The 25,404-nt window shown below is 46.1% G+C and carries 18 protein-coding genes, 2 tRNA genes and 3 rRNA genes; 6 read left to right on the top strand and 17 right to left on the bottom strand.

Features of this window, described 5'->3' with window-relative positions; translation table 11 throughout:
• A complete protein-coding gene (locus tag SPUTW3181_RS02160; RefSeq protein WP_011787806.1) occupies window positions 1-897 on the bottom strand; it encodes a cation transporter in 897 nt (298 codons plus the stop codon).
• 95 nt (window positions 898-992) lie between these two features.
• Between SPUTW3181_RS02160 and cadR the strand changes: the two genes are divergently transcribed.
• Window positions 993-1,400: a Cd(II)/Pb(II)-responsive transcriptional regulator gene (gene cadR, locus SPUTW3181_RS02155; RefSeq protein WP_004364961.1), complete on the top strand. Its 408-nt coding sequence runs from the start codon at window positions 993-995 to the stop codon at window positions 1,398-1,400.
• Window positions 1,401-1,464: 64 nt separating this feature from the next.
• Here cadR and SPUTW3181_RS22210 read toward each other — a convergent pair whose 3' ends face one another.
• Both SPUTW3181_RS22210 and SPUTW3181_RS02145 read right to left on the bottom strand, forming a co-directional pair.
• Window positions 1,465-1,596 (bottom strand): hypothetical protein, encoded by a 132-nt coding sequence (locus SPUTW3181_RS22210; protein WP_264636808.1) that lies wholly within the window; start codon window positions 1,594-1,596, stop codon window positions 1,465-1,467.
• Window positions 1,596-1,856 carry a type II toxin-antitoxin system Phd/YefM family antitoxin gene (locus SPUTW3181_RS02145; protein ID WP_011787805.1) on the bottom strand — a complete coding sequence of 87 codons (261 nt, stop codon included), beginning with the start codon at window positions 1,854-1,856 and terminating at the stop codon, window positions 1,596-1,598. Before SPUTW3181_RS02145 ends, SPUTW3181_RS22210 begins: the two co-directional genes overlap by 1 nt.
• Window positions 1,857-2,025: 169 nt before the next feature.
• Between SPUTW3181_RS02145 and SPUTW3181_RS02140 the strand changes: the two genes are divergently transcribed.
• The gene (locus tag SPUTW3181_RS02140) at window positions 2,026-2,646 is read left to right on the top strand and encodes a recombinase family protein (protein WP_011787804.1); all 621 of its coding nucleotides are present in this window, start codon (window positions 2,026-2,028) and stop codon (window positions 2,644-2,646) included.
• 117 nt (window positions 2,647-2,763) lie between these two features.
• Here the strand turns inward: SPUTW3181_RS02140 and SPUTW3181_RS02135 are convergent, their stop codons facing one another.
• The 3 genes from SPUTW3181_RS02135 to SPUTW3181_RS02125 form a co-directional block, all read right to left on the bottom strand.
• Window positions 2,764-3,096, bottom strand: coding sequence for a TraR/DksA family transcriptional regulator (locus SPUTW3181_RS02135; protein ID WP_011787803.1), 333 nt, complete (start codon window positions 3,094-3,096; stop codon window positions 2,764-2,766).
• Window positions 3,097-3,186: 90 nt separating this feature from the next.
• The gene (locus SPUTW3181_RS02130) at window positions 3,187-4,041 is read right to left on the bottom strand and encodes a universal stress protein (RefSeq protein WP_011787802.1); all 855 of its coding nucleotides are present in this window, start codon (window positions 4,039-4,041) and stop codon (window positions 3,187-3,189) included.
• Between the two features lie 34 nt (window positions 4,042-4,075).
• Complete coding sequence (locus tag SPUTW3181_RS02125) at window positions 4,076-5,566, bottom strand: SulP family inorganic anion transporter (RefSeq protein WP_011787801.1); 1,491 nt, start codon at window positions 5,564-5,566, stop codon at window positions 4,076-4,078.
• A gap of 469 nt (window positions 5,567-6,035) precedes the next feature.
• On the opposite strand from SPUTW3181_RS02125, the gene SPUTW3181_RS02120 reads away from it, so the two are divergent.
• Together SPUTW3181_RS02120 and SPUTW3181_RS02115 are read left to right on the top strand one after the other, a co-directional pair.
• Window positions 6,036-6,851, top strand: coding sequence for a DMT family transporter (locus SPUTW3181_RS02120; RefSeq protein ID WP_049824070.1), 816 nt, complete (start codon window positions 6,036-6,038; stop codon window positions 6,849-6,851).
• Between the two features lie 28 nt (window positions 6,852-6,879).
• On the top strand, window positions 6,880-7,821 hold the full coding sequence (locus SPUTW3181_RS02115) for a LysR family transcriptional regulator (RefSeq protein ID WP_011787799.1): 942 nt from the start codon (window positions 6,880-6,882) through the stop codon (window positions 7,819-7,821).
• Here SPUTW3181_RS02115 and SPUTW3181_RS02110 read toward each other — a convergent pair.
• Together SPUTW3181_RS02110 and SPUTW3181_RS02105 are read right to left on the bottom strand one after the other, a co-directional pair.
• Window positions 7,818-8,687, bottom strand: a complete 870-nt coding sequence (locus SPUTW3181_RS02110) for a patatin family protein (protein ID WP_011787798.1) — start codon at window positions 8,685-8,687, stop codon at window positions 7,818-7,820. The genes SPUTW3181_RS02115 and SPUTW3181_RS02110 overlap by 4 nt on opposite strands.
• Before the next feature lie 131 nt (window positions 8,688-8,818).
• Entirely contained in the window at window positions 8,819-9,790 is a 972-nt protein-coding gene (locus SPUTW3181_RS02105; protein WP_041407907.1) for a LysR family transcriptional regulator, read from the bottom strand.
• A gap of 124 nt (window positions 9,791-9,914) precedes the next feature.
• Between SPUTW3181_RS02105 and SPUTW3181_RS02100 the strand changes: the two genes are divergently transcribed.
• Window positions 9,915-11,915: a ligand-gated channel protein gene (locus tag SPUTW3181_RS02100; RefSeq protein ID WP_011787796.1), complete on the top strand. Its 2,001-nt coding sequence runs from the start codon at window positions 9,915-9,917 to the stop codon at window positions 11,913-11,915.
• Between the two features lie 53 nt (window positions 11,916-11,968).
• Here SPUTW3181_RS02100 and SPUTW3181_RS02095 read toward each other — a convergent pair whose 3' ends face one another.
• From SPUTW3181_RS02095 to SPUTW3181_RS02085, 3 genes are all read right to left on the bottom strand, one after another.
• Window positions 11,969-12,910, bottom strand: coding sequence for a DUF4424 domain-containing protein (locus SPUTW3181_RS02095; RefSeq protein ID WP_011787795.1), 942 nt, complete (start codon window positions 12,908-12,910; stop codon window positions 11,969-11,971).
• A 46-nt stretch (window positions 12,911-12,956) separates the two neighbouring features.
• Window positions 12,957-13,190 (bottom strand): hypothetical protein, encoded by a 234-nt coding sequence (locus SPUTW3181_RS02090; protein WP_011787794.1) that lies wholly within the window; start codon window positions 13,188-13,190, stop codon window positions 12,957-12,959.
• Between the two features lie 113 nt (window positions 13,191-13,303).
• A complete protein-coding gene (locus tag SPUTW3181_RS02085) occupies window positions 13,304-14,641 on the bottom strand; it encodes a coproporphyrinogen III oxidase family protein (protein WP_011787793.1) in 1,338 nt (445 codons plus the stop codon).
• Between the two features lie 374 nt (window positions 14,642-15,015).
• On the opposite strand from SPUTW3181_RS02085, the gene SPUTW3181_RS02080 reads away from it, so the two are divergent.
• Window positions 15,016-15,942 (top strand): bile acid:sodium symporter family protein, encoded by a 927-nt coding sequence (locus tag SPUTW3181_RS02080; protein WP_011920064.1) that lies wholly within the window; start codon window positions 15,016-15,018, stop codon window positions 15,940-15,942.
• A 171-nt stretch (window positions 15,943-16,113) separates the two neighbouring features.
• Here the strand turns inward: SPUTW3181_RS02080 and rrf are convergent.
• From rrf to secA, 6 genes are all read right to left on the bottom strand, one after another.
• Window positions 16,114-16,229: ribosomal RNA gene (rrf, locus tag SPUTW3181_RS02075) — 5S ribosomal RNA — on the bottom strand.
• A gap of 230 nt (window positions 16,230-16,459) precedes the next feature.
• Window positions 16,460-19,352, bottom strand: a 23S ribosomal RNA gene (locus tag SPUTW3181_RS02070).
• Between the two features lie 440 nt (window positions 19,353-19,792).
• Window positions 19,793-19,868, bottom strand: a tRNA-Ala gene (locus SPUTW3181_RS02065).
• 137 nt (window positions 19,869-20,005) lie between these two features.
• Window positions 20,006-20,082: transfer RNA gene (locus SPUTW3181_RS02060), tRNA-Ile, on the bottom strand.
• A gap of 242 nt (window positions 20,083-20,324) precedes the next feature.
• Window positions 20,325-21,867, bottom strand: a 16S ribosomal RNA gene (locus SPUTW3181_RS02055).
• Together the 16S, 23S and 5S rRNA genes with 2 tRNA genes alongside form the textbook arrangement of a ribosomal RNA operon.
• Window positions 21,868-22,640: 773 nt before the next feature.
• The gene (gene secA, locus SPUTW3181_RS02050; protein ID WP_011787791.1) at window positions 22,641-25,370 is read right to left on the bottom strand and encodes a preprotein translocase subunit SecA; all 2,730 of its coding nucleotides are present in this window, start codon (window positions 25,368-25,370) and stop codon (window positions 22,641-22,643) included.
• Window positions 25,371-25,404: the final 34 nt, after the last annotated feature.

Raw genomic sequence — 25,404 nt, 5'->3', positions numbered from 1 at the left:
TTAATCCTTGAGCGCCAGAATGCGTCTAGCACCGTTAAGTACAATTACCCCCGCGATGGTGCCGATAATCAGATCCGGATAATTGGACCCGGTCCACGCGACCAGAGCGCCGGAGGTGATGACCCCCAGGTTGATCACCACGTCGTTGGCCGAGAATATCCAGCTTGCCTTCATGTGCGCCCCGCCCTCCCGATGTTTGGATATGAGCAGCAGACAACTGGTATTGGCAATCAATGCGACGAATGCGATAGCCATCATCACCAGCGATTCAGGCTCACTACCGAATACAAAGCGTCTCACCACCTCTACGAGCACGCCCACAGCCAAGATCAGTTGCAGTACACCAGCAAGATGCGCGGCACGTACCTGCATTTTCACGCTATGTCCAACCGCATAAAGGGCAAGCCCGTACACCGCCGCATCGGCAAAATTGTCCAGGGATTCTCCAATCAGGCCGGTGGACTGGGCGATCAGACCGGCAGTCATTTCCACCACGAACAGAAGTGCATTGATGCCGAGCAACCAGCGCAGGGTCCCGGATTCTTGCTTAGCAGAAGCTGCCGAAAACTCGGCGGCCTTGATGGTCTCCGGATTTGCAGCGACGGTTTCCTGAAGCGAGGCGCCTAGCCCCAAGGTCTTCAGTTTCGAGGTGACGGGCTCGACCTCGCCGTCATGCACGACCTTCAGCCGGCGGTTCGACAAGTCGAAGGACAGCGCCCGAATCTCCTCAAAGCCGTTCAGGGCTAGGCGAATCATTCGTTCTTCTGATGGACAGTCCATCTTCGGCACGGCATAAACACTGACCCATCTCCCTGGCGCCTCGGAGGAGGCCTGTATATCGGTATCCGCTGCGGACGTTGCATCACCGCCACAGGCGCCACCACAGGATTTGCTCATGATACGACTCCACTTGAACAATGTTGTGGTACCATTTAAAACTATAAAGTCACTATAAGGTCAATAGAGTAAAGAATCCGTTGGGGAGGAGGCTGATGCGCATTGGTCAGTTGGCGCAGTTGGTAGGGGTCGAAACACAGACGATCCGCTTCTATGAACAGCAGGGCTTGTTGCCGCCGCCTGATCGGCAGGACAACGGTTACCGTGTCTATACCGAGAAGCATGGTGAGGGGCTGGCCTTCATCCGTCGCTGCAGAATCCTGGGCCTGTCACTGGCTGAGATTCACGAACTACAGAGCTATCAGGACGACCCTCATCAGCCTTGTACCGCCGTCAACGCCTTGCTCGATGATCACATCTCTCATGTGCGGTCGCAGATAACCGCTCTGCAAGCGCTTGAGAAACAACTCGTTTCACTGAGAGCGAGTTGCAACGATGACCGGGAAGTTGAGGCGTGTGGGGTTCTTGCTGGAATTAGCGAAGGAAACATGCACCAGCAGTAGGTGAAGCATCAACCAGATAATCCGATGAGATGCCGGTCTGTCTCACTCTCATGCAAAGGTAAGATCAACCATTTAATCCGCTTACCCCTGATAAATAGGTCTTCGACTGAGTCGTTCCCCATTGGGCTAACGTAAAGCGGTGAATACCTATCAGATCAGATTGTGCATCGGGCGTTAAATGATAAGTTACCGGCATTAGTCATACTGCCCTGCGGCCAGCTCATCAAAAAAGGTATTACCATCAACCAAATTGCCCATTTTGATGTCAGTTATGGCTTTCACCGCTTTGGATTGAAGCAAATGTAATTTTAGTGTCTCGATACTTTGGTATGCATCAGCTGAAATAACAACGGCCACAGGCTTGCCATTTTTATTAATTTGGATTGGAGCTTGTTGAGCTTTGAGCAACAAATCTCCAAAGTGAATTTTTGCTTCATTGGCTGAAAGAGTGTTCATTTATCACCTTTAAACGAATCGTTCGATTCGCTCAATTTACACCAGTTGGGCGATAAAAGTCAAAAATGCACCCTATCAAAATGTATACTATTTGATAGCTCTGGTTATTACCTATCAAAACTACTATCATAAGTGCATTATCAAAACCTTTAAAGAGATATGGTGATTTATGTCCAAAGTTGGTTATGCTCGAGTGAGTTCCACGGGTCAAAGCTTAGAAGTGCAACTGGGCAAGTTACATCGAGCTGAGTGCAATAAGATATATCAAGAAAAACGCAGTGGGAGGACGGCTGAACGGTCTGAATTTCAATCTTGCATGAGTTATTTACGTGAAGGGGATACCCTAGTGGTAACCCGACTCGATCGTCTTGCTCGCTCAGTCGTCCACTTAGCCCAGATTGCTTCGCGTTTTCAAAGTGAAGGTATTGATTTGCTCGTTATCGATCAGAACATTGATACGAGCACTTCGACTGGGAGACTCATGTTCAATATGTTGGCTGCTATTGCTGAGTTTGAAAATGACTTGCGGACAGAGAGGCAAGCTGAAGGTATCGCAAAAGCACATGAAAATGGAGTTAAATTTGGTAGGCCTGTAAAACTTACGGACACCTTAAAACAAGCAATTTATGATAAAAGAGCTGAGGGGGCCACTATTGGTCAGCTTGCCAAGGAGTATCACCTTGGAGAAGCTTCTATTTATCGGGCAATAAATTCAGTTAAGCAATCAATTGTTTCCCCCTACTCGATAGATGTTAAAGAGCTGCGAGATTATGGAAAATATAAAACGTGATTGATACTGACTATTGTATGTATTGACGTTTAAAATTAGCCTTACTGTATTAACGTAACATCAATAGGTATGATAAATTTTCCTTATCTAAAGAGCCTTAGCCTAACATTAATATTTCTACGAACAGTTAATGCAGCGAGTCACGGTAGGATCAAACATAAGCCGATTCAAATCGATATCTTCACCACAGACAAAACAGCTGCCATATTCATCGCTATTTATGCGCAATAATGCACCTTCAATAACTTGTAACTGATGCTGCTTGCGTCTCGCAGTTTCTAATTCCATTTGCTGTCCTTGCAATGCATCTATACGTGAAAGACGTCCGAGTCGTGATTGGTCAAGTTCGACAACTTGCACATCACTCGTTTGTGCTGCAATCTGCGCTAACAAACTTTCCAGCATTTGCTGTAACTGTAAATGCAGTTGTTGCTTTAGCTGCTCGTTCATTTCACCTCCAAACTTAAGCGTCAGAACCTATCTCTATTACTATGCACTAACCAGCGTCTTGGATACTGATTAGTGCAATATCAATAGCTGTTAGCGCAATAATAATAATGGGATATGGCTTTTACTGATCATCTTTGTGGTATTGCTTCCCACAAAAAACTCTCTTATCCGCGAATGGCCGTAGGCCCCCATCACCATAAGATCGATGTGATGCTCAAGTTGATAGATCTCAAGAGCCGTTTGAACTTCTCCCTGACAAACAGCGGTAACCACATTGAAATTCGCCGCCATCAGAGATTCGGTCACCAACGCCAGTTCTGCTGTCGCCTGTGATTGAGCATCAGACACCATCACCAAATGACATTCAAGCCCTTTTAAGAGTGGACTTGTTAGCACTTGATTAAGGGCTTTTTTCGCAGTAATGCTGCCATCGTAGGCAATCATAAATCGTTTCGGTGCTTCAAACTCTGTCATCACCACTAAAATAGGCTGCTTAACTGTGCGAATGACGTTTTCTAGATGGCTGCCAATCGCCTGCGCTTGATCTTGATGTTGCTCCCCTTGACGCCCCATCACCACCAATCTGGCATGGGATTCTTGCTCTAACAGGGTTTCGACTAAATCGCCGTGACGCTGCAAGGTTTTAACCACGACTGCAGGTTGTGCCTCCACGATGCGCGTTTGCGCATCTTGCAACATATACTTACCCTGCTCGAGTGCCAGCTTGCCCCGGCGCGCTTCGAGCTCAACCATTTCATTGAGCAAGTGCTCCCGTGTACCTAGGCCAATATTTCCCGACAGATCTGACTCTATCGGATAGGCTGACTTATCCAATACATGTAATAGGATTACAGGGGCATTCAGTTGAAAGGCGGCCCAGCCACTGGCATCACATACAGCGGATGTCACATTTGAACCGTCAATACAAGCAATCACATTTGTCATCGTTTTATTCCTTTGTTGTTGTGTTGCTAATGGCTTAGTGACCAGACATCATTTTTTCAACTTCTTCTGGCTTATCGTGTACCCCAAATTTATCGACTATGGTGGCACTGGCTTCGTTAAGGCCAATCAACTCAACCTCAGTCCCCTCGCGGCGGAATTTAATCACTACCTTGTCGAGGGCCGATACCGCGGTAATATCCCAAAAATGTGCTTGAGATAAGTCGATAGTCACTTTATCAACCACTTCCCTAAAATCGAATGAATTACTGAACTTATCTGATGAAGCAAAAAAGACTTGTCCAATAACCTGATAATGGCGACCAGTGTCAGCAGCAGTCGTTGTACTCTTAACCACCATAAAACGTCCCACTTTATTAGCAAAAAATAGGGACGCGAGTAATACACCTACAAATACCCCAATTGCTAAGTTATGGGTAGCGACCACGACCACAACCGTCGCCACCATCACAAGGTTGGTTGACATAGGATGATGCTTAAGATTACGGATTGAATCCCAAGAGAATGTACCGATAGCCACCATGATCATCACGGCAACCAGTGCCGCCATAGGAATAAGCTTTAACCACTCTCCTAAAAACACCACCATCACAAGTAAAAAAACGCCTGCAGCGAAGGATGATAAACGTCCGCGACCACCCGATTTAACGTTGATGATCGACTGACCAATCATAGCGCAACCAGCCATACCGCCCATTAAACCCGCGCCGATATTGGCAATACCTTGGCCCTTACACTCGCGATTCTTATCGCTTTGGGTATCGGTTAAGTCATCAACTATGGTGGCGGTCATCATAGATTCCAGCAAGCCCACCACGGCAAGGCCGGCCGAGTAAGGGAAGATGATCATCAGAGTTTCAAGGGTCAAGGGCACTTCAGGCCAGAGGAAAATAGGTAAAGTATCAGGCAGTTGTCCCATGTCGCCGACAGTACGAATATCTAACCCCATATAAACCGCAAAAAGCGTTAATCCGACAATACACACGAGAGGCGAAGGTACGGATTTACCAATCACAGGGATGAGTGGGAATAGGTAAATGATACCGAGGCCAGCTACCGTCATCGCATATACGTGCCAAGTCACATTGGTCAGTTCGGGCAACTGGGCCATAAAGATCAGAATCGCCAGTGCATTCACAAAACCCGTCACCACAGAGCGGGAGACGAAACGCATCAAGCTACCGAGTTTTAAGTAACCCGCAGCAATTTGCAGCACACCGGTTAATAAGGTCGCCGCGAGTAAATACTCAAGGCCATGTTCCTTTACTAAGGTCACCATTAACAGTGCCATCGCGCCTGTTGCGGCAGAGATCATGCCAGGACGGCCACCAGTAAAGGCAATAACCACAGCGATACAGAATGAAGCATATAGGCCGACCTTAGGATCGACACCTGCAATAATAGAAAAGGCAATTGCCTCAGGGATTAACGCCAGCGCTACCACAATACCGGCTAACAGATCTCCGCGTATATTGGAGAACCACTCTTTTTTCATGGTTTGAATCATGTTACTCACTCTGATTAAAATTAAATCAATAACAAAAGCTAACGCTAGCCATATACACAGATGTGCAAAGACAAGAGCTTTTTCGTCAACGTGACGAATCAATATTAGATTTATGGAGGTACAACAAAAGCTACCGAAGGGTAGATACTACGAACGGATCTGAGCGATCCAAAATGAAGGGGGTTAAACTAATGCGGCTTAAAGCTCATTACAGAAATTATCCTTACAACAGGTAAAATGAGTAAAATTTTGATTTTTAGCTATATACAGAAACACAATATAGAGTTAGGTAAGGATACCGTTCAGGTCGTTGAAAGTCAAAGGACCAAAATCAGATTAACTATGATCCGGTAAGCTGTAACGACTTAAATTCAGTGTTAATGAGCGTAACCAGATAAATTCCACATTAAAAACAAAAAAAACAGTGGCTTAATTTAGCTCAAGAGCTTAGTTATAAAGCTAACTTTACATTTTCGGCGCGTTGGGCAAATTTAGCCTACATGATATGTCGCCCTACTGGGTGGCCGTGTGGCGCGCCTTGCCAGCGGGGATATTAATGTTAATGCTGCGTCCTCGTTTGCCAACGCTGGTGTGGTCAAAGCTTGGTTTGCTCGCTTTTTGTAATATCGGCGCTTTCTTCGCTTTGCTATTTATCGGAGCTTATCGTTTGCCGGGCGCAGTGGCGGGAACCTTAGGGGCGACGCTGCCACTCATCTTCTTAATGCTGGCTTGGCTTATTGATAAAAAAAGGCCAGGAATAAAGTGGTTACTCTTAGGTTTGATGGGATTAGGTGGGGTCATTTTACTGCTTAACCCGTCGGCGGATCTCGATCCTATCGGTGTACTTTGCATGCTGAGTGCCACCACTTTAATCGCTTTTTCTTCTCGCTGGATGCAAAAGTGGGATGTGGGTGACTTTTTAGTACTGACCGCGTGGCAGCTATTATTGGGCGGCTTGATGCTGATCCCACTGGCTTGGTTTATGGCAGGGCCACCGCAGCTACCGAGTATGACTTTGGTGCCGTCGCTGATATGGTTAGTGATTGCTAACACCGCCGTTGCCTATTGGGCTTGGCTGTGGTCGATGCGAAACTTAGGTCCAGAAATCATGGGAATGGTCGCTTTAGTCAATCCAGTAGTTGCCGTATCATTAGGCGTATTAATTGTGGGTGAAACTTTAGATATGCGCCAATGGATGGGAATAGCGGTGATTTTATTGTCACTGTTATTGATGAAGTTGCCGCAGAATTTAAGGTTAAATCCATTTAAAAAAGTGCAACCCTAGTCATTATTTTGGTACGAATGAGGCATAAATGCTAAAACGTTTGGATCTGAATTTACTGCCCGTACTCGAAATCCTACTTGAGGAACAAAGCGTGACCGCCGCTGCGGCGCGGTTGCATTTGAGCCAGTCGGCGGTGAGTAAACAGCTCACACGTTTGAGAGAAGTGTTTGACGATCCTTTATTTGAGCGTACCGCCTATGGCCTAAAACCGACGCCCAAGGCCTTGTCACTCGCGCCTGAGTTGCGCCAATGCTTACAGCAGCTGGCGCAATTTACTCGCCCCAACACCTTTGAACCGGTCTTGAGCCAACGTCAATTTAGAATGCATTTGGTTGAAACCACCTATTCGCTGACCTTTCCCCATTTTATGCCCACGTTGCTTACCCAAGCGCCCGGTGTGAGTCTCAATTGTCAAACATGGCGACTCGATACTATGGACAAATTACTGCGCTGCGACATCGACTTAGCCATAGGTTGTCGCGAGTGGGACGAGCGCTCGCCCATGCATGTGAATAATATTCCCGATGACTTATGTCATGCTGAGTTAGTGCAGGATTATCCAGTGTGTTTGATGCGCCGTGATCATCCGGCGTTAACGCAAGAGTGGAATTTAGATACCTTCTTGAGTTATCGTCATCTGCAAGTGGCTTTTGGTGGTTTAGAGCATTGGTTGCTGGATGATGTGTTGCAACTCGAGGGCCGTAAACGGGATATTGCCGTGAATATGACCGACTTTCAGAGTGCTCTCACCCTGTGTGAACAGAGCGATTTGATCCTCTGTGCACCTTCGCGGTATGCCTTGGCTGTGATGAAGTCTTTTGAGCTTCAGTCTTTACCATCACCCATCAAGCTGATCCCCGGTGCGTATTTATTGATGTGGCACAAACACTTCGAACACGACTTAAGCCATAAATGGCTGCGAGAGTTGATTATCAATCGAGTGCATCAATCACACTCGCCTCAAACTTAGCCACCTTCAGGCTTCACTAGCCAAGTAAGCAAGGTGGGCAGAATAGCATTCCCATCGGTAAGCCCTTGCTGATAAACAGCGGTCACTTTATCAATATTACGATCAAGTCTTGATAAATTAAGTGGCTTGTCGGGACGGATCACAAAGGCTTTACCTGCGATAACGGCTTGGTCGATATCGAGTAACGCGCGGTTGTAAACTCGATGGCGCTCGCTTAATGCATGGGCAACTGCGGGATAGCGTTTATAGGTTTTGCGCGCTAACCAATTCATTTTCATGGGTGATTTTTGGTAGTGCTGATCTTGAGTCAAGATCACTACTTGGCGAGAATAACCGTCTTTTTGAGCCTGCAGCACAGGTATAGGTTCAGCAATCCCACCATCAAGGTAAGGATTGTGGTTGATTACGCAGGGTTTAGACATAAAAGGCAGGCTAGAGGAGGCAATAAGTACATCCAATAATTTATCATGGCAGCTAAAATCTACTCTGCTAAAGTAATCCGTTTTGCCTGTGTTGCAGTTAAAAGCCCCTACTTTAAATTCAGTGTCACTCTTTAAAAATGTCTCAAAATCAAATGGCAGCAACTCATAAGCCATACGACGGTAGGTAAAGTCAGTGTTGACATAGTTGCCTGTCGCCAGCCAATGACGAACGCCCATATAGCGTTTGTCATTAAGATATTGCTGCTGGATTTGGAGATTACGGCCAAACTGACGTGACACATAGGATGCAGGATAAATCGCTCCCGCCGACACACCAATCACATAACTAAAGTTGAGTGACTGCTGTAGAAACGCGTCTAATACACCTGCGGTATAAATGGCTCTGAGGCCGCCACCTTCTAATACTAAGGCCACATCTTTCATCTATTGGGTACATCTTTTTATTGATTCATATCAGCAGAATACCCCAGCTTGAGTAAGAAATGAATGTGCAAACTCTACACCTTCGCTGGCAACATAGTGACAAAACTTACACTCTCATCATAACGAGTAGGCTAAGTGCCTAACCTGTGCTCTTTACCACTTTTAATATGCTCTGTTTGATAACTCCCACCTTTCAATTGATCGGCATGGTTAAAATCAGTTTGACTAAAATATTGGCTGAGCGCGTTTAAGGCTTCTTTGACTTTAGCAGGCTGCCTATCCCGTGCAGATGTCACACTGTAAACACTGTAAGTATTGAATGACCATTCGGGTAACAAGGGGACTAATACACCTTTATCAAGATAATCAAGCACTTCAGGTTCTGGTAAGGCGGCATATCCTAACCCATCAAGCGTAAGCTGGATTAAGGTCTGCATATTGTTAACGCTGATCCGCTGCCCCGTGAGCTCAAAACACTCAAGACTAGGATGATGGGTTAAAAGTTCGCCTTTAGTGTAATTGTGATTGATTCGATTAAATGCCGCTAATTCAGATGGATGCTTGATATTATGATGCATAGGCAAGTAATCAGGTGAGGTACAGAGCAACATACGCCAATCGGCTAAGTGACGGGCAATTAAGTTTGAGTCTGAGAGTGGACCAATGCAAATCGCCAGATCGATACCGTCGTTGACTATATCTATGGGCCCATCCTGCATAACGAGGTTCAAACTTATTTGTGGATGAGTTGCAAGTAAATACTGAAAAGGTTCACTTAATAAACCACCACCAAATCCTACAGGCGCCGCAATCTTCAATTCTCCAGAAGGAATACCTTTTAAGTTATTAAGTTTTTGCTCTGTGCTATCAACGATACTGATCACTTTGCGGCAATTCTCATAGAACAAACTGCCTGCCTCGGTGAGCGTGAGGTTGCGGGTATTTCGGTGAAATAGACTTATCCCCATATCCATTTCGAGCTTGGTCACTTGCTGACTTACCGCAGACGAGCTGAGATTTAATTGCTGCGCAGCGGCACTCATCGATCCCTTTTCCGCAATAGTCGCAAAAACGATCATCCCCTTGATCATGTTTTTATTCATTCTTAAGTAACTCTTAAAAGTGATTACCCAAATTCTAACTTGAGTCAATTGTAACATAGGAATACATTTCCGTATTGAAAATTGTTCTCATTTGCAAAATGTTCTCTATGGAGACTTGTTGGTTATGTTGTTGAGTCGTAAGAAGTATCTCGCCCAAGTAATTAGTGTTTTATGTTTGTTACCCACAATACCTGTGACAAATGCCCTTGCGGATACCGCGCCTGATAAAGAAAAGATGATGGAAAGAATCGTGGTGACCGCCTCGGGATTTGAACAGCAAATTCGCGATGCGCCAGCTTCTATCAGCGTGATCACCCGTGAGGATCTGGATAACCGCTTCTACCGCGACTTAACCGATGCCATGTTAGAAGTGCCTGGCGTGGTAATTACGGGCGGTGCGGATCGTCAGGATATCAGTCTGCGTGGCATGGGTAGTCAATACACGTTAATTTTAGTGGATGGTAAACGTCAATCCTCGCGCGAGACACGGACTAACAGCGATGGTCCTGGTGTTGAAGGCGCTTGGACACCACCATTGGCTGCTATTGATAGAATTGAGATCGTTCGTGGGCCTATGTCGTCACTTTATGGTTCGGATGCCATTGGTGGGGTAATTAACATTATCACTCGCAAAGTGCCGAACGAGTGGCAAGGTGAACTGCGACTCGACACAACTCTGCAGGAAAAATCAGACTCGGGAAATGTGTATCAAGGTAACTTTTTTGTTAACGGTGGCTTGATCAAAGATCTGCTAGGGATGCAACTTTATGGTCAATATACTCAGCGTGAAGAAGATAATATTTACGGAGGTTATCGTGGCCGCGATGCGACTAACTTGACCGCGAGATTTGCGCTCACGCCCAATGAAAATCACGATATCATGTTCGAAGTTGGTACCTCTAACCAAGAACTCGACAGTAGCTTAGGCAAAACCGTTGCACCTTTAGCACCAGGTGCAAGCTGTGGCCGTAATGGTTGCCCAGCCTCCTCTACCACTGAATATGAAAATAGCACTTTCTCACTTTCCCATACTGGTCGTTGGGACTTTGGTACTTCCGATACTTATATAAAGCATGAGGAATATGACAATAAATCCCGCAAGATGAAAATCACTAACACGGATGCGCAATCTAGCCTAATCACAACCTTAGGCCAAAGCCATACAGCGACCTTTGGCGCAGCATTCAATCATCAAGATCTGACTGACGAAACAGGTAACCAAGTGAGTGACTTAACCGATATTAGTCGCAAACAGTGGTCGGTATTTTCTGAGGATGAATGGCGCATTGTCGATAACTTTGCTCTGACCATGGGTCTGCGTTTGGATGACGATGAAAACTTTGGTAATCATGTCAGTCCGCGCGTTTATGGGGTGTGGGGATTAACCGACAGCACCACCTTAAAGGGCGGTGTGTCAACGGGCTTTAGGGCGCCGAGTTTGCGCCAGACAGTACCCGACTGGGGACAAGTCAGCCGTGGCGGCAATATGTACGGTAATCCGGATCTTGAACCAGAGACCTCCGTCAACTATGAGCTTGGTTTATATTCAGATCTGACCGAAAGCATTACCGCCAGTGCAGGTGTATTCTATAACGAGTTTAAGGACAAAATAACCCGCGTAGCCTGCCCTGCGACTCAATGTACCGCTGGCCCAAATCAATTTGGTTCCGATCCTACAACCTATGTGAATATTGACGAAGCAGTGACCCAAGGGATTGAACTAAGTATCGACTATCGCATTCGCTCGAACTTAAGCTTAACAGGTAACTATACCTATACGGACTCAGAGCAAAAGACAGGTGTTTATAAAGGTAGCCCATTGAATCAATTGCCTAAGCATTTGATCCAAGCATCTTTCCACTACGAACCTATTGATAATTTAAGCACTTGGCTGAGAGTGAACTACCGTGGCGAAGAGAGCCAACCGACGACAGGCCCCTCATCGAGCAGTTTAATCGCACCTTCTTACACTCTGCTGGATTTGGGGGCTAACTATCAGTTGAACGATAGCCTGAAATTTAGCGCGGGTATCTATAACGCCTTCGATAAGGAAATTACCCAAGAAGAATACGGTTATATTGAAGATGGCCGCCGTTATTGGTTAGGTATGACCTATAGTTTTTAAATTGAAAATAGTGAGTTATAAAGAAGCCAGCTACATGCTGGCTTCTTTTTTGATTATTCAAAATTCGGTTTACGAATAAACAGGATGCTAAGATCTTGCTTTGGCGTGAACTGTTTTTGCTGGAATTCAAAGGTGAGTGGATCGGTTTTTTTGAGCTCACCATCAAAACACAAGCTAATGAGATCTGTGGGCTGGGATTTTTTTAGGATGAGTTTGAAGTCCTTAATCGGCCCTTGCCAGTTATTAGCCGTGACCAAAATATAGCTAAGGTGGCTCCATTCCACGCCAATCTCCTGATCTTCACCGTCTTGTTTAACGATAAGGTTGCGCTTCCTAATGCCTTGCTTTGCACTTTCATCTAAACAGGCCAGTTCAGTGTAAGTATCAATAATACTACTGGCAGTATCGGGGATACCTGTTGAGAGGCTTGGCGTGTAGCTATGGCTGATAGCGACAGATTTACCCGCGGGAAAAGTTTGTTCCCACACAAAGTAATCACTTAGGGTAAAGGCGATTTGTTGGTTCTCATCCAACCATTGCTTGGGGAGCGCGGATTTACCCTTGGGGACTTCGGCATATTCGGCAAAGTAAGCGACTTCATCTACACCCCAGCCAAGCTGTTTCAACTCGGTTGAAATATCGGTTTTATCGGCAAGTTGGGCAACAAGCCTGTGCTGAGTTGGCTGGGTTTTGCCATTCACTTTAAGGGTGAAGTTATCAATGCTGCTGTGATCGGCGGAGCCAAAAAACATCGGTGGCATGGGGAAGGCGATGGGGACGATAAGATCCTGCGAACTGGTGTTGGTAAACATATAATCGACCCTGACTTCGGTCTCGCTGATAAAGAGAGACTCTTTATCCATACTGATATTAGGCTGATATTTCAAGGTAATAGAGCCATTAGCATCGCCAAAACTGCTGTCGTTGGCAGAGGCTGTTTCTCCGTAGACGAGTAAAACTATAGCAAAAAGGGGTATGGCTAAGTGTGCTGACATAAACTTCTTAACTCTAGTTGGATGTTTTAGTATCAATGGGGAACGATTATTGCGCGCGGGCGAGGTCGATGGCCGCACTTATCGCATTTCGCGCTTGTGGGCTATTTTTCCAGCAAGTGGTTCGCAGCATACTGGCGACTAAGTTAGCAATATCATCCACTTCGTGTTGGGCAAGTTGTTGCAGCGAGCTGATACCAATTTCTTCGAAGCGTTTAATTACCGTCGGGCCAACGCCTTTGAGTGCTAATAAGGCTTGTTTTTCTTGTTCATTAAAACCCATAACGAATACTCCTTTATTACTGGGTAAGTGGCTCATGCGAGAGTTGTGGCAAGAATAAACTGAAATCACACTAACAAAAAGGCCCATAAAGGGCCTTTAGTGGTTAACTGTGCTTACATATCGCAAGGTTTGAGTGGTTTACGCAATTGAGCGCGTACGTTATCCATACCTGCGTAGAACTCTTTCATCATCAATAGCCCCATCATCTTGCCGTTATCGGTTACGATCAGATTATCGGGATCCGTTGGGTCATTTTTAATCGCACCAATGAGTTTCATTGACGTCATTTCTTTAAATAATGCGGTATCTAAATTGACGCCAAAGGTTTCGCGGAAATATTTACGCGATAAACGGCCTGAGAACATGCCCAGCAAAAAGCGATATTGCATCACGTCTTTTTTACTGTAGTTCTTTTGTTGCTCGACACCCATTTGACCCGCTGCAATACGCTCTTGGTACTTACGTAGTGAGAAAGTGTTCACATAAAGCGTGTCATTCAAAAAGCTAAATGAACCTGAGCCGACCCCTAAATACTCATCGTAGTCGATCACATACTCATCAAAACCTTCGTCATTCGCTTTACCAAATGCCCATGCAGATAACTGATTATATTGACCATTGAGGCTGTTTAAGATCTGGCGATATTGGTTTGCCATATCCGCTTGCGGCGCCGCTAATTTGCCTTTAACGCTCTTACGGGTTTGATGAGTGATCATCAGCGGATAGGTGGTAATTTGTCTTGGATCTAAGCGCGATGCCATGTCGAGATCGTGTTGGATCACTTCATCAGTTTGGCCGCGGAAACCAAAAATCAGGTCGACATTGATAATAGGGAACAACTCTTTGGCGCCCATGATCTTGTCGAAGGTTTGCTGACCTGTACCGAATTTATCAAGTCGGTCGGTCATTTTTAAAATATCGTCATTAAAGCTTTGCACGCCGATAGACATGCGATCCACTAAGCCTTTGAGTTGCTTAAAGCCTGGGCTGTCTAAATGCTGCGGATCGGACTCACATGAGACTTCTTTAATGCTAGGAAATAGGGTTTTAGCGTGTTCTATAGTGCGGGCTAATTCGTCTTCTAATACTGTGGTGGTTCCGCCACCAATGTACATAGATTCAAAGTCATAGCCGAGGGATTTGACCATTTCCATCTCTTTCCGTAATGAGATGAAGTAAGCACGCGCCTTGTCTTCCTTGAACATAAAACGGTGGAAGGTGCAGTAGGAACAAAGCGTATGGCAAAATGGAACATGAGCATACAACATGTATTTTTTGCCCTCAACAGGTGCAGGCATCATCTCTGCCGACAAGGTATCTAAGCGAAGATTCTTATCGACATAGTACTGCATGACCCGTTCCATCGAGCCGAGCATCCAGTTAGGGACGGTAATATTCGCTTGATAAGGCGTTGCGATAGCGCCGTTGAGCGTTTGAATAACTGATGACATAACGATTCCTATCTGAGAGTGCTAACCGTAAACACCGAAATAGCTTTAGGTAATTCACGACCACCTAGCGCAATTAGACTACCCTGTATGAAAAAGATAAAACGTGAACTGGTTATAAGTTACGGTTTCCTAACAAGGAAATCACGGTTTTTTTGTTAAGCAGATCATGTTTTAGTAATCTTAAATACATTTATCGCAAAGCCGCTTTCACAAAATTGGTAGAAGTTTTGAATAGTTAAAACCAGACGTCAGTCGAAATACTGAAAATAATTTATTCAACCATATATCCGTATCTGATTTGCCCTTGTCTATCGGTAAGTGGACTGTCATTATCCAGCACAATAAAAATAACTTATTATTTTTAAAGGCTTACTATGCTATCTAATATGAACAGATTCTTCCCACTACTTGCACTATTAGGGGCATTCGTGGCATATCTGATGCCACATTGGTTTACTGATCTTAGATCCTCCATAGTTCCCCTGCTGATGATGATTATGTTATCTATGGGGCTTACCCTAAATCTGCAGGATTTTACTAATGCATTCAAACAGAAACGTGCCGTAGTCACGGGGCTTATATTACAATTCTCTGTGATGCCACTAAGTGCACTACTGATAAGTTTTTTATTAGGATTAGACAGAGATCTCACCATAGGCATGGTGTTAGTAGGTAGCGTTGCAGGTGGCACCGCCTCTAATGTGGTCTGTTACTTAGCAAAAGGGGATGTGGCTTTATCGATAACCATGACGGCATTGTCAACATTAGCGGGCGTGGTGTTAACACCACTGATTATTAAGCTGTTGGTTGGCGAAATGATCGATATACCCTTCGCAGATATGCTGCTGAGTTTAGTGAAAATGGTGCTAATCCCTGTCAGCGTTGGCGTGATTATCAATCATTTTTTTAAATCGCTGGTGGCTAAAGTCGCTCCTGCATTGCCATTGATTTCTATCTTGGCAATTGTGATGGCGATAACCATTATCGTAGCGTTAAATGCCAATCAGTTTGATAAAGTTGGCCCGTTTATTCTACTGGCCGTGTTCTTACATAATGGCCTTGGTCTCGCCTTAGGCTATTTCTGTTGCCGTTTATTAGGCTTTAACCACACTGTTTGTAAAACTATCTCCATCGAAGTTGGCCTACAAAACTCCGGTCTCGCCACTGCTTTATGTATCAAATTCTTTAGCCCAATCTCAGCCATCCCCAGCGCTATTTTTTCTATATGGCATAACCTGTCAGGCGCTATTCTGGCAAGTTATTGGGCCAATTTAAAAGAGAGCACAAAATCAAATCTATAGCCCGTAACCTATTGAGAAATTAGTGTTATACCAATCTAGAAGCGTAGATCGCTGGACGCTTACAGATAACTCGCGAATTGAGAGCAAACTAGACGTAATCTAACAAATCACAGACGCAAAAAAGCCAGCTTATTCAGCTGGCTTGGTTACATCTTTACAAGATAATTAGGCGCTTGGCGATGACCTACTCTCACATGGGGAGACCCCACACTACCATCGGCGCGATTGCGTTTCACTTCTGAGTTCGGGATGGGATCAGGTGGTTCCACAATGCTATTGTCACCAAGCATATTCGATTTTAAACAAGACTCGAGAGCGCACTGCGTGCTGCTAGATTCTAGGTTCTAGGTACTAAAACCTGCTCTTATCTTATTTAATAATTCGGAAAACTGATTGTTTTTTGAGTTCAAGTACACGGATGTACTGTGTGTCATAAATGCAGGAGCATTTTATGACCACACTTCATTAAGTGTTTATATTCTGTCTAAGGCTTCTTTGTAAAACCCATCTGGGTTGTATGGTTAAGCCTCTCGAGTCATTAGTACATGTTAGCTCAACGCCTCACAACGCTTACACACCATGCCTATCAACGTCCTAGTCTCGAACGGCTCTTTAGTGGACTTATAGTCCAAGGGATGACTCATCTTGGGGCTCGCTTCCCGCTTAGATGCTTTCAGCGGTTATCGATTCCGAACGTAGCTACCGGGCAATGCCATTGGCATGACAACCCGAACACCAGCGGTTCGTTCACTCCGGTCCTCTCGTACTAGGAGCAACTCCCCTCAATCATCCAACGCCCACGGCAGATAGGGACCGAACTGTCTCACGACGTTCTGAACCCAGCTCGCGTACCACTTTAAATGGCGAACAGCCATACCCTTGGGACCGACTTCAGCCCCAGGATGTGATGAGCCGACATCGAGGTGCCAAACACCGCCGTCGATATGAACTCTTGGGCGGTATCAGCCTGTTATCCCCGGAGTACCTTTTATCCGTTGAGCGATGGCCCTTCCATTCAGAACCACCGGATCACTATGACCTACTTTCGTACCTGCTCGACGTGTATGTCTCGCAGTTAAGCTGGCTTATGCCATTGCACTAACCGTACGATGTCCGACCGTACTTAGCCAACCTTCGTGCTCCTCCGTTACTCTTTGGGAGGAGACCGCCCCAGTCAAACTACCCACCAGGCACTGTCCCTAACCCCGATTAGGGGTCTAGGTTAGAACATCAAAACTACAAGGGTGGTATTTCAAGGACGACTCCATCAGGACTAGCGTCCCAACTTCATAGTCTCCCACCTATCCTACACATGTAGGTTCAATGTTCAGTGCCAAGCTATAGTAAAGGTTCACGGGGTCTTTCCGTCTAGCCGCGGGTATACGGCATCTTCACCGCAATTTCAACTTCACTGAGTCTCGGCTGGAGACAGCGTGGCCATCATTACGCCATTCGTGCAGGTCGGAACTTACCCGACAAGGAATTTCGCTACCTTAGGACCGTTATAGTTACGGCCGCCGTTTACCGGGGCTTCGATCATGAGCTTCTCTTGCGATAACCCAATCAATTAACCTTCCGGCACCGGGCAGGCGTCACACCGTATACTTCCTCTTGCGAGTTTGCACAGTGCTGTGTTTTTGATAAACAGTTGCAGCCACCTGGTATCTGCGACTCCCGTCAGCTTAGAGAGCAAGTCTCATCACCAACAGGAGCGTACCTTCTCCCGAAGTTACGGTACCATTTTGCCTAGTTCCTTCAGCCGAGTTCTCTCAAGCGCCTTGGTATTCTCTACCCGACCACCTGTGTCGGTTTGGGGTACGATTCCCGCTAACCTGAAGCTTAGAAGATTTTCCTGGAAGCATGGCATCAACTACTTCAGTCCCGTAGGACCTCGTCATCAGCTCTCAGTGTATAGCAACCCGGATTTGCCTAAGTCACCCACCTACCACCTTAAACGCGGACTACCAACGCCGCGCTAGCCTAGCCTTCTCCGTCTCTCCATCGCAGTTAGCGGAAGTACAGAAATATTAATCTGTTTCCCATCGATTACGCCTTTCGGCCTCACCTTAGGGGTCGACTCACCCTGCCCCGATTAACGTTGGACAGGAACCCTTGGTCTTTCGGCGAGGGGGTTTTTCACCCCCTTTATCGTTACTCATGTCAGCATTCGCACTTCTGATACCTCCAGCGTGGGTTACCCCTTCACCTTCAACGGCTTACAGAACGCTCCTCTACCGCGCAACCCTAATGGGCTGCACCCGTAGCTTCGGTGGTATGTTTAGCCCCGTTACATCTTCCGCGCAGGCCGACTCGACTAGTGAGCTATTACGCTTTCTTTAAATGATGGCTGCTTCTAAGCCAACATCCTAGCTGTCTAAGCCTTCCCACATCGTTTCCCACTTAACATACACTTTGGGACCTTAGCTGACGGTCTGGGTTGTTTCCCTTTTGACGACGGACGTTAGCACCCGCCGTCTGTCTCCCGAGTAGTACTCATTGGTATTCGGAGTTTGCAAAGGGTTGGTAAGTCGGGATGACCCCCTAGCCTTAACAGTGCTCTACCCCCAATGGTATTCGCTCGAGGCGCTACCTAAATAGCTTTCGAGGAGAACCAGATATCTCCCGGTTTGATTGGCCTTTCACCCCCAGCCACAAGTCATCCGCTAATTTTTCAACATTAGTCGGTTCGGTCCTCCAGTTGATGTTACTCAACCTTCAACCTGCCCATGGCTAGATCACCGGGTTTCGGGTCTACACCTTGCAACTAAACGCGCAGTTAACACTCGGTTTCCCTACGGCTCCGCTATTCGCTTAACCTCGCTACAAAATGTAAGTCGCTGACCCATTATACAAAAGGTACGCAGTCACGGTCTCAAGTACCGCTCCCACTGCTTGTACGTATACGGTTTCAGGTTCTATTTCACTCCCCTCACAGGGGTTCTTTTCGCCTTTCCCTCACGGTACTGGTTCACTATCGGTCAGTCAGGAGTATTTAGCCTTGGAGGATGGTCCCCCCATATTCAAACAGGATGTCACGTGTCCCGCCTTACTCGTTTTCATCTACGGTTAGTTTTCGTGTACGGGGCTATCACCCTGTGCCGCTGGACTTTCCAGACCATTCCACTAACACCCCATAGACTTAAGGGCTAATCCCCGTTCGCTCGCCGCTACTAGGGGAATCTCGGTTGATTTCTTTTCCTAAGGGTACTTAGATGTTTCAGTTCCCCTCGTTCGCCTCATGTAGCTATGTATTCACTACATGATGACCGCTTATGCGGCCGGGTTCCCCCATTCGGACATCGTTAGCTCAAATGCTTGTTACTAGCTCGCCAACGCTTTTCGCAAGTTACTACGTCCTTCATCGCCTCTGACTGCCAAGGCATCCACCGTATACGCTTAGTCGCTTAACCATACAACCCAGATAGGTTTCTTTTTCGCTTGCCACTCCTCTTGTTATGCGGCGTTGCAAGTCTCATTCCTCAATCATGTAGTGCTGCTACACTCATTCGTCATTCAACTTACGGCCTTGCCTAACAAGCGATTGGCTGCGCTTATCTTATCGAAATAAGAAAAAACACATCTCGAATTGTATTGCGACCAGCTGGTTTTACTTGTCTCACTTCTGACCAAAGAAGTGGACGCGCCTTAGACTTGAATATTCAAGACACTTAATAAAGTGTTTGAGAACTCAATGTTCAATGCTTTCGCATTAAACTTTTTGTAATTAATCACATGACAGACTCATGCCATTAATTACTATCAGCTTTCCAAATTGTTAAAGAGCGGGCTTAAAAAAGCCAAAGATAATTTTTCAGTTTATCTTTGGCATCTCTAACCATAATGCAATAAATGGTGGAGCTATGCGGGATCGAACCGCAGACCTCCTGCGTGCAAGGCAGGCGCTCTCCCAGCTGAGCTATAGCCCCATTTACATGCAGTGCGAGTAAATAAGATGTTCCAAACCTCTTAAAGGATTGGTTTGCCAATCATTTCTTATCAAGGCGGACAGTGGCGACGTTTAGTTCACTAAACGAGTCACTTTCCAACGCTGAGAAGGAAGGATTGGTGGGTCAGAGTGGACTTGAACCACCGACCTCACCCTTATCAGGGGTGCGCTCTAACCAGCTGAGCTACAGACCCATCTTATTGATAAATCTACAACCATCCAGAACCACTGACCTCACCCTACTCTTTATGAGGGAATTGGGGTGCTAACCAGCTGAGCTACAGACCCATCTTTGATAAACCTATTTAACTAGGTCCATCTTTTACTCTTTCTTCTATCAAGCAAATCTGTGTGAACACTCAAAAGGTACACGGATGTACCGAATGTCGAAAATGCAGGAGCATTTTTCGACCAAGCATCGAGTTAGTCGTATAGGTAAGGAGGTGATCCAGCCCCAGGTTCCCCTAGGGCTACCTTGTTACGACTTCACCCCAGTCATGAACCACAAAGTGGTGAGCGCCCCCCCGAAGGTTAAGCTACCCACTTCTTTTGCAGCCCACTCCCATGGTGTGACGGGCGGTGTGTACAAGGCCCGGGAACGTATTCACCGTGGCATTCTGATCCACGATTACTAGCGATTCCGACTTCATGGAGTCGAGTTGCAGACTCCAATCCGGACTACGACGAGCTTTGTGAGATTAGCTCCACCTCGCGGCTTTGCAACCCTCTGTACTCGCCATTGTAGCACGTGTGTAGCCCTACTCGTAAGGGCCATGATGACTTGACGTCGTCCCCACCTTCCTCCGGTTTATCACCGGCAGTCTCCCTAGAGTTCCCACCATTACGTGCTGGCAAATAAGGATAGGGGTTGCGCTCGTTGCGGGACTTAACCCAACATTTCACAACACGAGCTGACGACAGCCATGCAGCACCTGTCTCACAGTTCCCGAAGGCACCAATCCATCTCTGGAAAGTTCTGTGGATGTCAAGAGTAGGTAAGGTTCTTCGCGTTGCATCGAATTAAACCACATGCTCCACCGCTTGTGCGGGCCCCCGTCAATTCATTTGAGTTTTAACCTTGCGGCCGTACTCCCCAGGCGGTCTACTTAATGCGTTAGCTTGAGAGCCCAGTGTTCAAGACACCAAACTCCGAGTAGACATCGTTTACGGCGTGGACTACCAGGGTATCTAATCCTGTTTGCTCCCCACGCTTTCGTGCATGAGCGTCAGTCTTTGTCCAGGGGGCCGCCTTCGCCACCGGTATTCCTCCAGATCTCTACGCATTTCACCGCTACACCTGGAATTCTACCCCCCTCTACAAGACTCTAGTTCGCCAGTTCGAAATGCTATTCCTAGGTTGAGCCCAGGGCTTTCACATCTCGCTTAACAAACCGCCTGCGCACGCTTTACGCCCAGTAATTCCGATTAACGCTCGGACCCTCCGTATTACCGCGGCTGCTGGCACGGAGTTAGCCGGTCCTTCTTCTGTAGGTAACGTCACAGATAAGGCGTATTAAACCTTACCCTTTCCTCCCTACTGAAAGTGCTTTACAACCCGAAGGCCTTCTTCACACACGCGGCATGGCTGCATCAGGGTTTCCCCCATTGTGCAATATTCCCCACTGCTGCCTCCCGTAGGAGTCTGGGCCGTGTCTCAGTCCCAGTGTGGCTGATCATCCTCTCAGAACAGCTAGGGATCGTCGCCTTGGTGAGCCATTACCTCACCAACTAGCTAATCCCACCTAGGTTCATCCAATCGCGGAAGGCCCGAAGGTCCCCTCCTTTCCCCCGTAGGGCGTATGCGGTATTAGCAGTCGTTTCCAACTGTTATCCCCCTCGACTGGGCAGATCCCTAGGCATTACTCACCCGTCCGCCGCTCGCCACCTCAGGAGTAAACTCCCTTGTGCTGCCGCTCGACTTGCATGTGTTAGGCCTGCCGCCAGCGTTCAATCTGAGCCATGATCAAACTCTTCAATTAAAGTTTTGTTGTTTGACTTACGTCAAACGGCTCAATGAATTCTGTCATTTGTTTCCGCTTTTAAAAAGCGAAATCAAAATTATGTACATATTGCTATGAACACTCATTGTTACATTGATTAATTCTTTGACTGCCAACCCGAAGGCTAAGCAGTTTCGATTAACTCAACACCTGTGAGTGTCCACACAGATTTGCTTGATATATTGTTAAAGAGCGTTGACCATTCGCTTACACACTTCAGTGTTTTCAGCGGGTCAGGGCTGCGTATTCTACGCATTCCCGTTAGTGCGTCAAGTAGTTTTTTCAACTTTCTCAACACTCATCGTTTAGCTTGCTAACCGATGAACTGCTTGGCTTTCTTTCTTTGCTTAACTTGCGTTTCGCTGTCTGCCCTGTCAGTGGATGCGCATTATAGGGAGATTAACCAAGTCCGCAAGGGCTTTTTTGAGAAAATTAGATCTTTTTTTAATACTTTCAGTTAGTCACACTATACCCCCACTTTATCCTCAGACTTATCCACAAAATGGTTTTTAACGGTTAAATTTACGACCACGACAGGTTTACTTTAATGGCTATTGATAAGAGTGAAACTATGTTCAATGGGGAATAACAACGATTCGCTATAAAAGAAGAGTAAGAAAATACAATCCAGATGCAATCAGATTAAACGTAAGGTTTATTAAAGGAAAATAAAAAGGCAACTTCGATAAGTTGCCTTTAGTGTTCTAATCAATCTATTCGATAGAAGTAATGTCAGTAAGTCGTGCAGCAGATTAGCTTAACTTACCATGGCATTGCTTATACTTACGTCCTGAACCGCATGGACAAGGATCGTTACGACCCACTTTATCACCGTCACGGATCATCGGTGTATGTGCAGCGATAGATTCGTCATCTTCATCACCACCACCGACTAACGCTTCTGCGGCTGCATGTTGATAGTCGCGTTGGATCTTAGCATCTTCTTCACGACGACGCGCTTCCATTTCTTCAACATCTGACTGAGCTTGCACTTGAACTTTAGACAACACGCTAATCACGTCATGTTTCAGCGTATTCAGCAATTGTTGGAACAGCTCGAATGACTCACGCTTATACTCTTGCTTTGGATTCTTCTGCGCGTAACCACGTAAGTGGATACCTTGACGTAAATGATCCATTGCTGCTAAATGCTCTTTCCACAAGCCATCGAGGGTTTGTAGCATCACTGCTTTTTCGAATTGGCGCAGTACTGAGGCACCGACCATTTCTTCTTTCGCCTTATAAGCATCAGACCAAGAGGTGATAATACGCTCACGCAGACTTTCTTCATGTAAGTCGTCTTCTTTATCTAACCATTCTTGAATTGGCAGTTTAAGCATAAATTCTTGGTTTAGGCGCTGCTCTAAACCTGGAACATCCCATAACTCTTCTACTGATTGCGGTGGAATATACTGATCTATAACTGCGCCAATCACATCGTCTTGGATGTTTTTAATAGTATCTTCAATACTTTCAGCATCCATTAACTCGTTACGCTGAGCGTAAACCACTTGACGTTGATCGTTTGCTACATCGTCAAACTCAAGTAATTGCTTGCGGATATCGAAGTTACGCGCTTCAACTTTACGTTGTGCGTTTTCGATTGCGCGTGATACCCATGGATGCTCGATGGCTTCGCCTTCTTCCATGCCCAGCTTTTTCATCATGCCAGAGACACGATCAGAGGCGAAGATACGCATTAAGCTATCTTCCATAGATAAATAAAAACGTGAAGAACCTGCGTCACCTTGACGACCCGCACGTCCACGTAATTGGTTGTCAATGCGGCGAGATTCGTGACGCTCAGTACCTAAAATATGCAAACCGCCCGCAGCGACGACAGCATCATGTCGCACTTGCCAATCGGCTTTGATCTTGGCTTTTTGCTCTGGAGTTGGATTATCGAGGGCATCTATTTCCATATTCCAGTTGCCACCGAGCACGATGTCAGTACCACGACCCGCCATGTTAGTAGCAATAGTCACGGCGCCAGTACGACCTGCTTGCGCGACAATTTCCGCTTCTTTTTCATGGAACTTGGCGTTAAGCACTTGGTGCGGGATCTTTTCCTGCACCATTAAGCGTGCTAATAGCTCAGACTGTTCGATTGATACTGTACCCACCAATACTGGCTGACCACGTTCGCGGCAATCTTTAATATCTTTAATAATGGCTTGATACTTTTCATTGGCGGTTAAGTAAACCAAGTCGGCCATATCTTTACGGACCATTGGACGGTTGGTTGGTACAACGACTGTATCTAATCCATAAATGTGCTGGAATTCGAACGCTTCAGTATCGGCTGTACCTGTCATACCTGCCAGCTTCTCGTATTGACGGAAGTAGTTCTGGAAAGTGATTGAAGCTAACGTCTGGTTTTCGTTCTGAATATGCACGCCTTCTTTGGCTTCTACGGCTTGATGTAAACCTTCAGACCAACGACGACCTGGCATAGTACGGCCAGTATGTTCATCAACGATAATTACTTCGCCATCTTGAACGATATAGTCAACATCACGCTCAAATAGTGTATGTGCCCGTAGTGCTGCATTAACATGGTGCAGTAGAGAGATATTGGCAGCAGAATAGAGAGAGTCACCTTCTGCTAACATACCGCGCTCGATCAGCAAGTTTTCTACTTTCTCTTGACCGCGCTCAGTGAAATGCACTTGTTTGGCTTTTTCATCAATACTGTAATCGCCCTCTCCCACATACTCTTCGGAATCTTCTTTATCCTGACGAATAAGATTTGGGATAAGGGTATTAATCTTAGTGTATAACTCAGAGCTATCTTCAGCGGCGCCAGAGATAATTAATGGCGTACGCGCTTCGTCGATTAAAATTGAGTCAACTTCATCGATAAGGGCGTAGTGCAATGGGCGTTGTACGCGATCCTGTGGCGAAAATGCCATATTATCGCGCAGATAATCGAAACCAAATTCATTGTTAGTACCGTAGGTAATATCGGCATTATAAGCAGCTTTCTTTTCTTGCTGACCAATACCTGCGACGTTAATCCCAACGGTTAAACCAAGAAACTCAAATAATGGGCGGTTATTCTCAGCATCACGACGTGCTAAGTAGTCGTTCACAGTGATCACGTGAACACCTTTGCCAGTCAGCGCATTGAGATAAGCTGGTAAGGTTGCCGTTAGGGTTTTACCTTCACCCGTACGCATTTCAGCAATACGGTTGCTATCAAGCACCATACCACCAAGTAATTGCACATCGAAGTGACGCATTTCAAACACACGCTTGGATGCCTCACGAACTGTAGCAAACGCTTCTGCCATGATGTCATCGAGAGTTTCACCTGCAGCTAATCGCTCACGGAACTCAGCCGTTTTTGCTTTTAGCTCTTCATCGGTTAACTTTTCATAATCAGCTTCGAGTGCATTAATTTTAATAACGACCTTTTGCAACCCTTTAAGGGTACGATCATTACGGCTACCAAATACTTTTGTCAGTAATTTACCAAACATCTGAATCACTTATTCTCTGTAGGCCAAGTCCATG

Origin of the sequence: Shewanella sp. W3-18-1 (assembly GCF_000015185.1) — a bacterium.
In the GTDB taxonomy this organism is placed as follows: Bacteria; Pseudomonadota; Gammaproteobacteria; order Enterobacterales; family Shewanellaceae; genus Shewanella; species Shewanella putrefaciens.
Note: the sequence above shows the minus strand (reverse complement) of the source record. Positions and strands in the feature narration are given on the sequence as shown.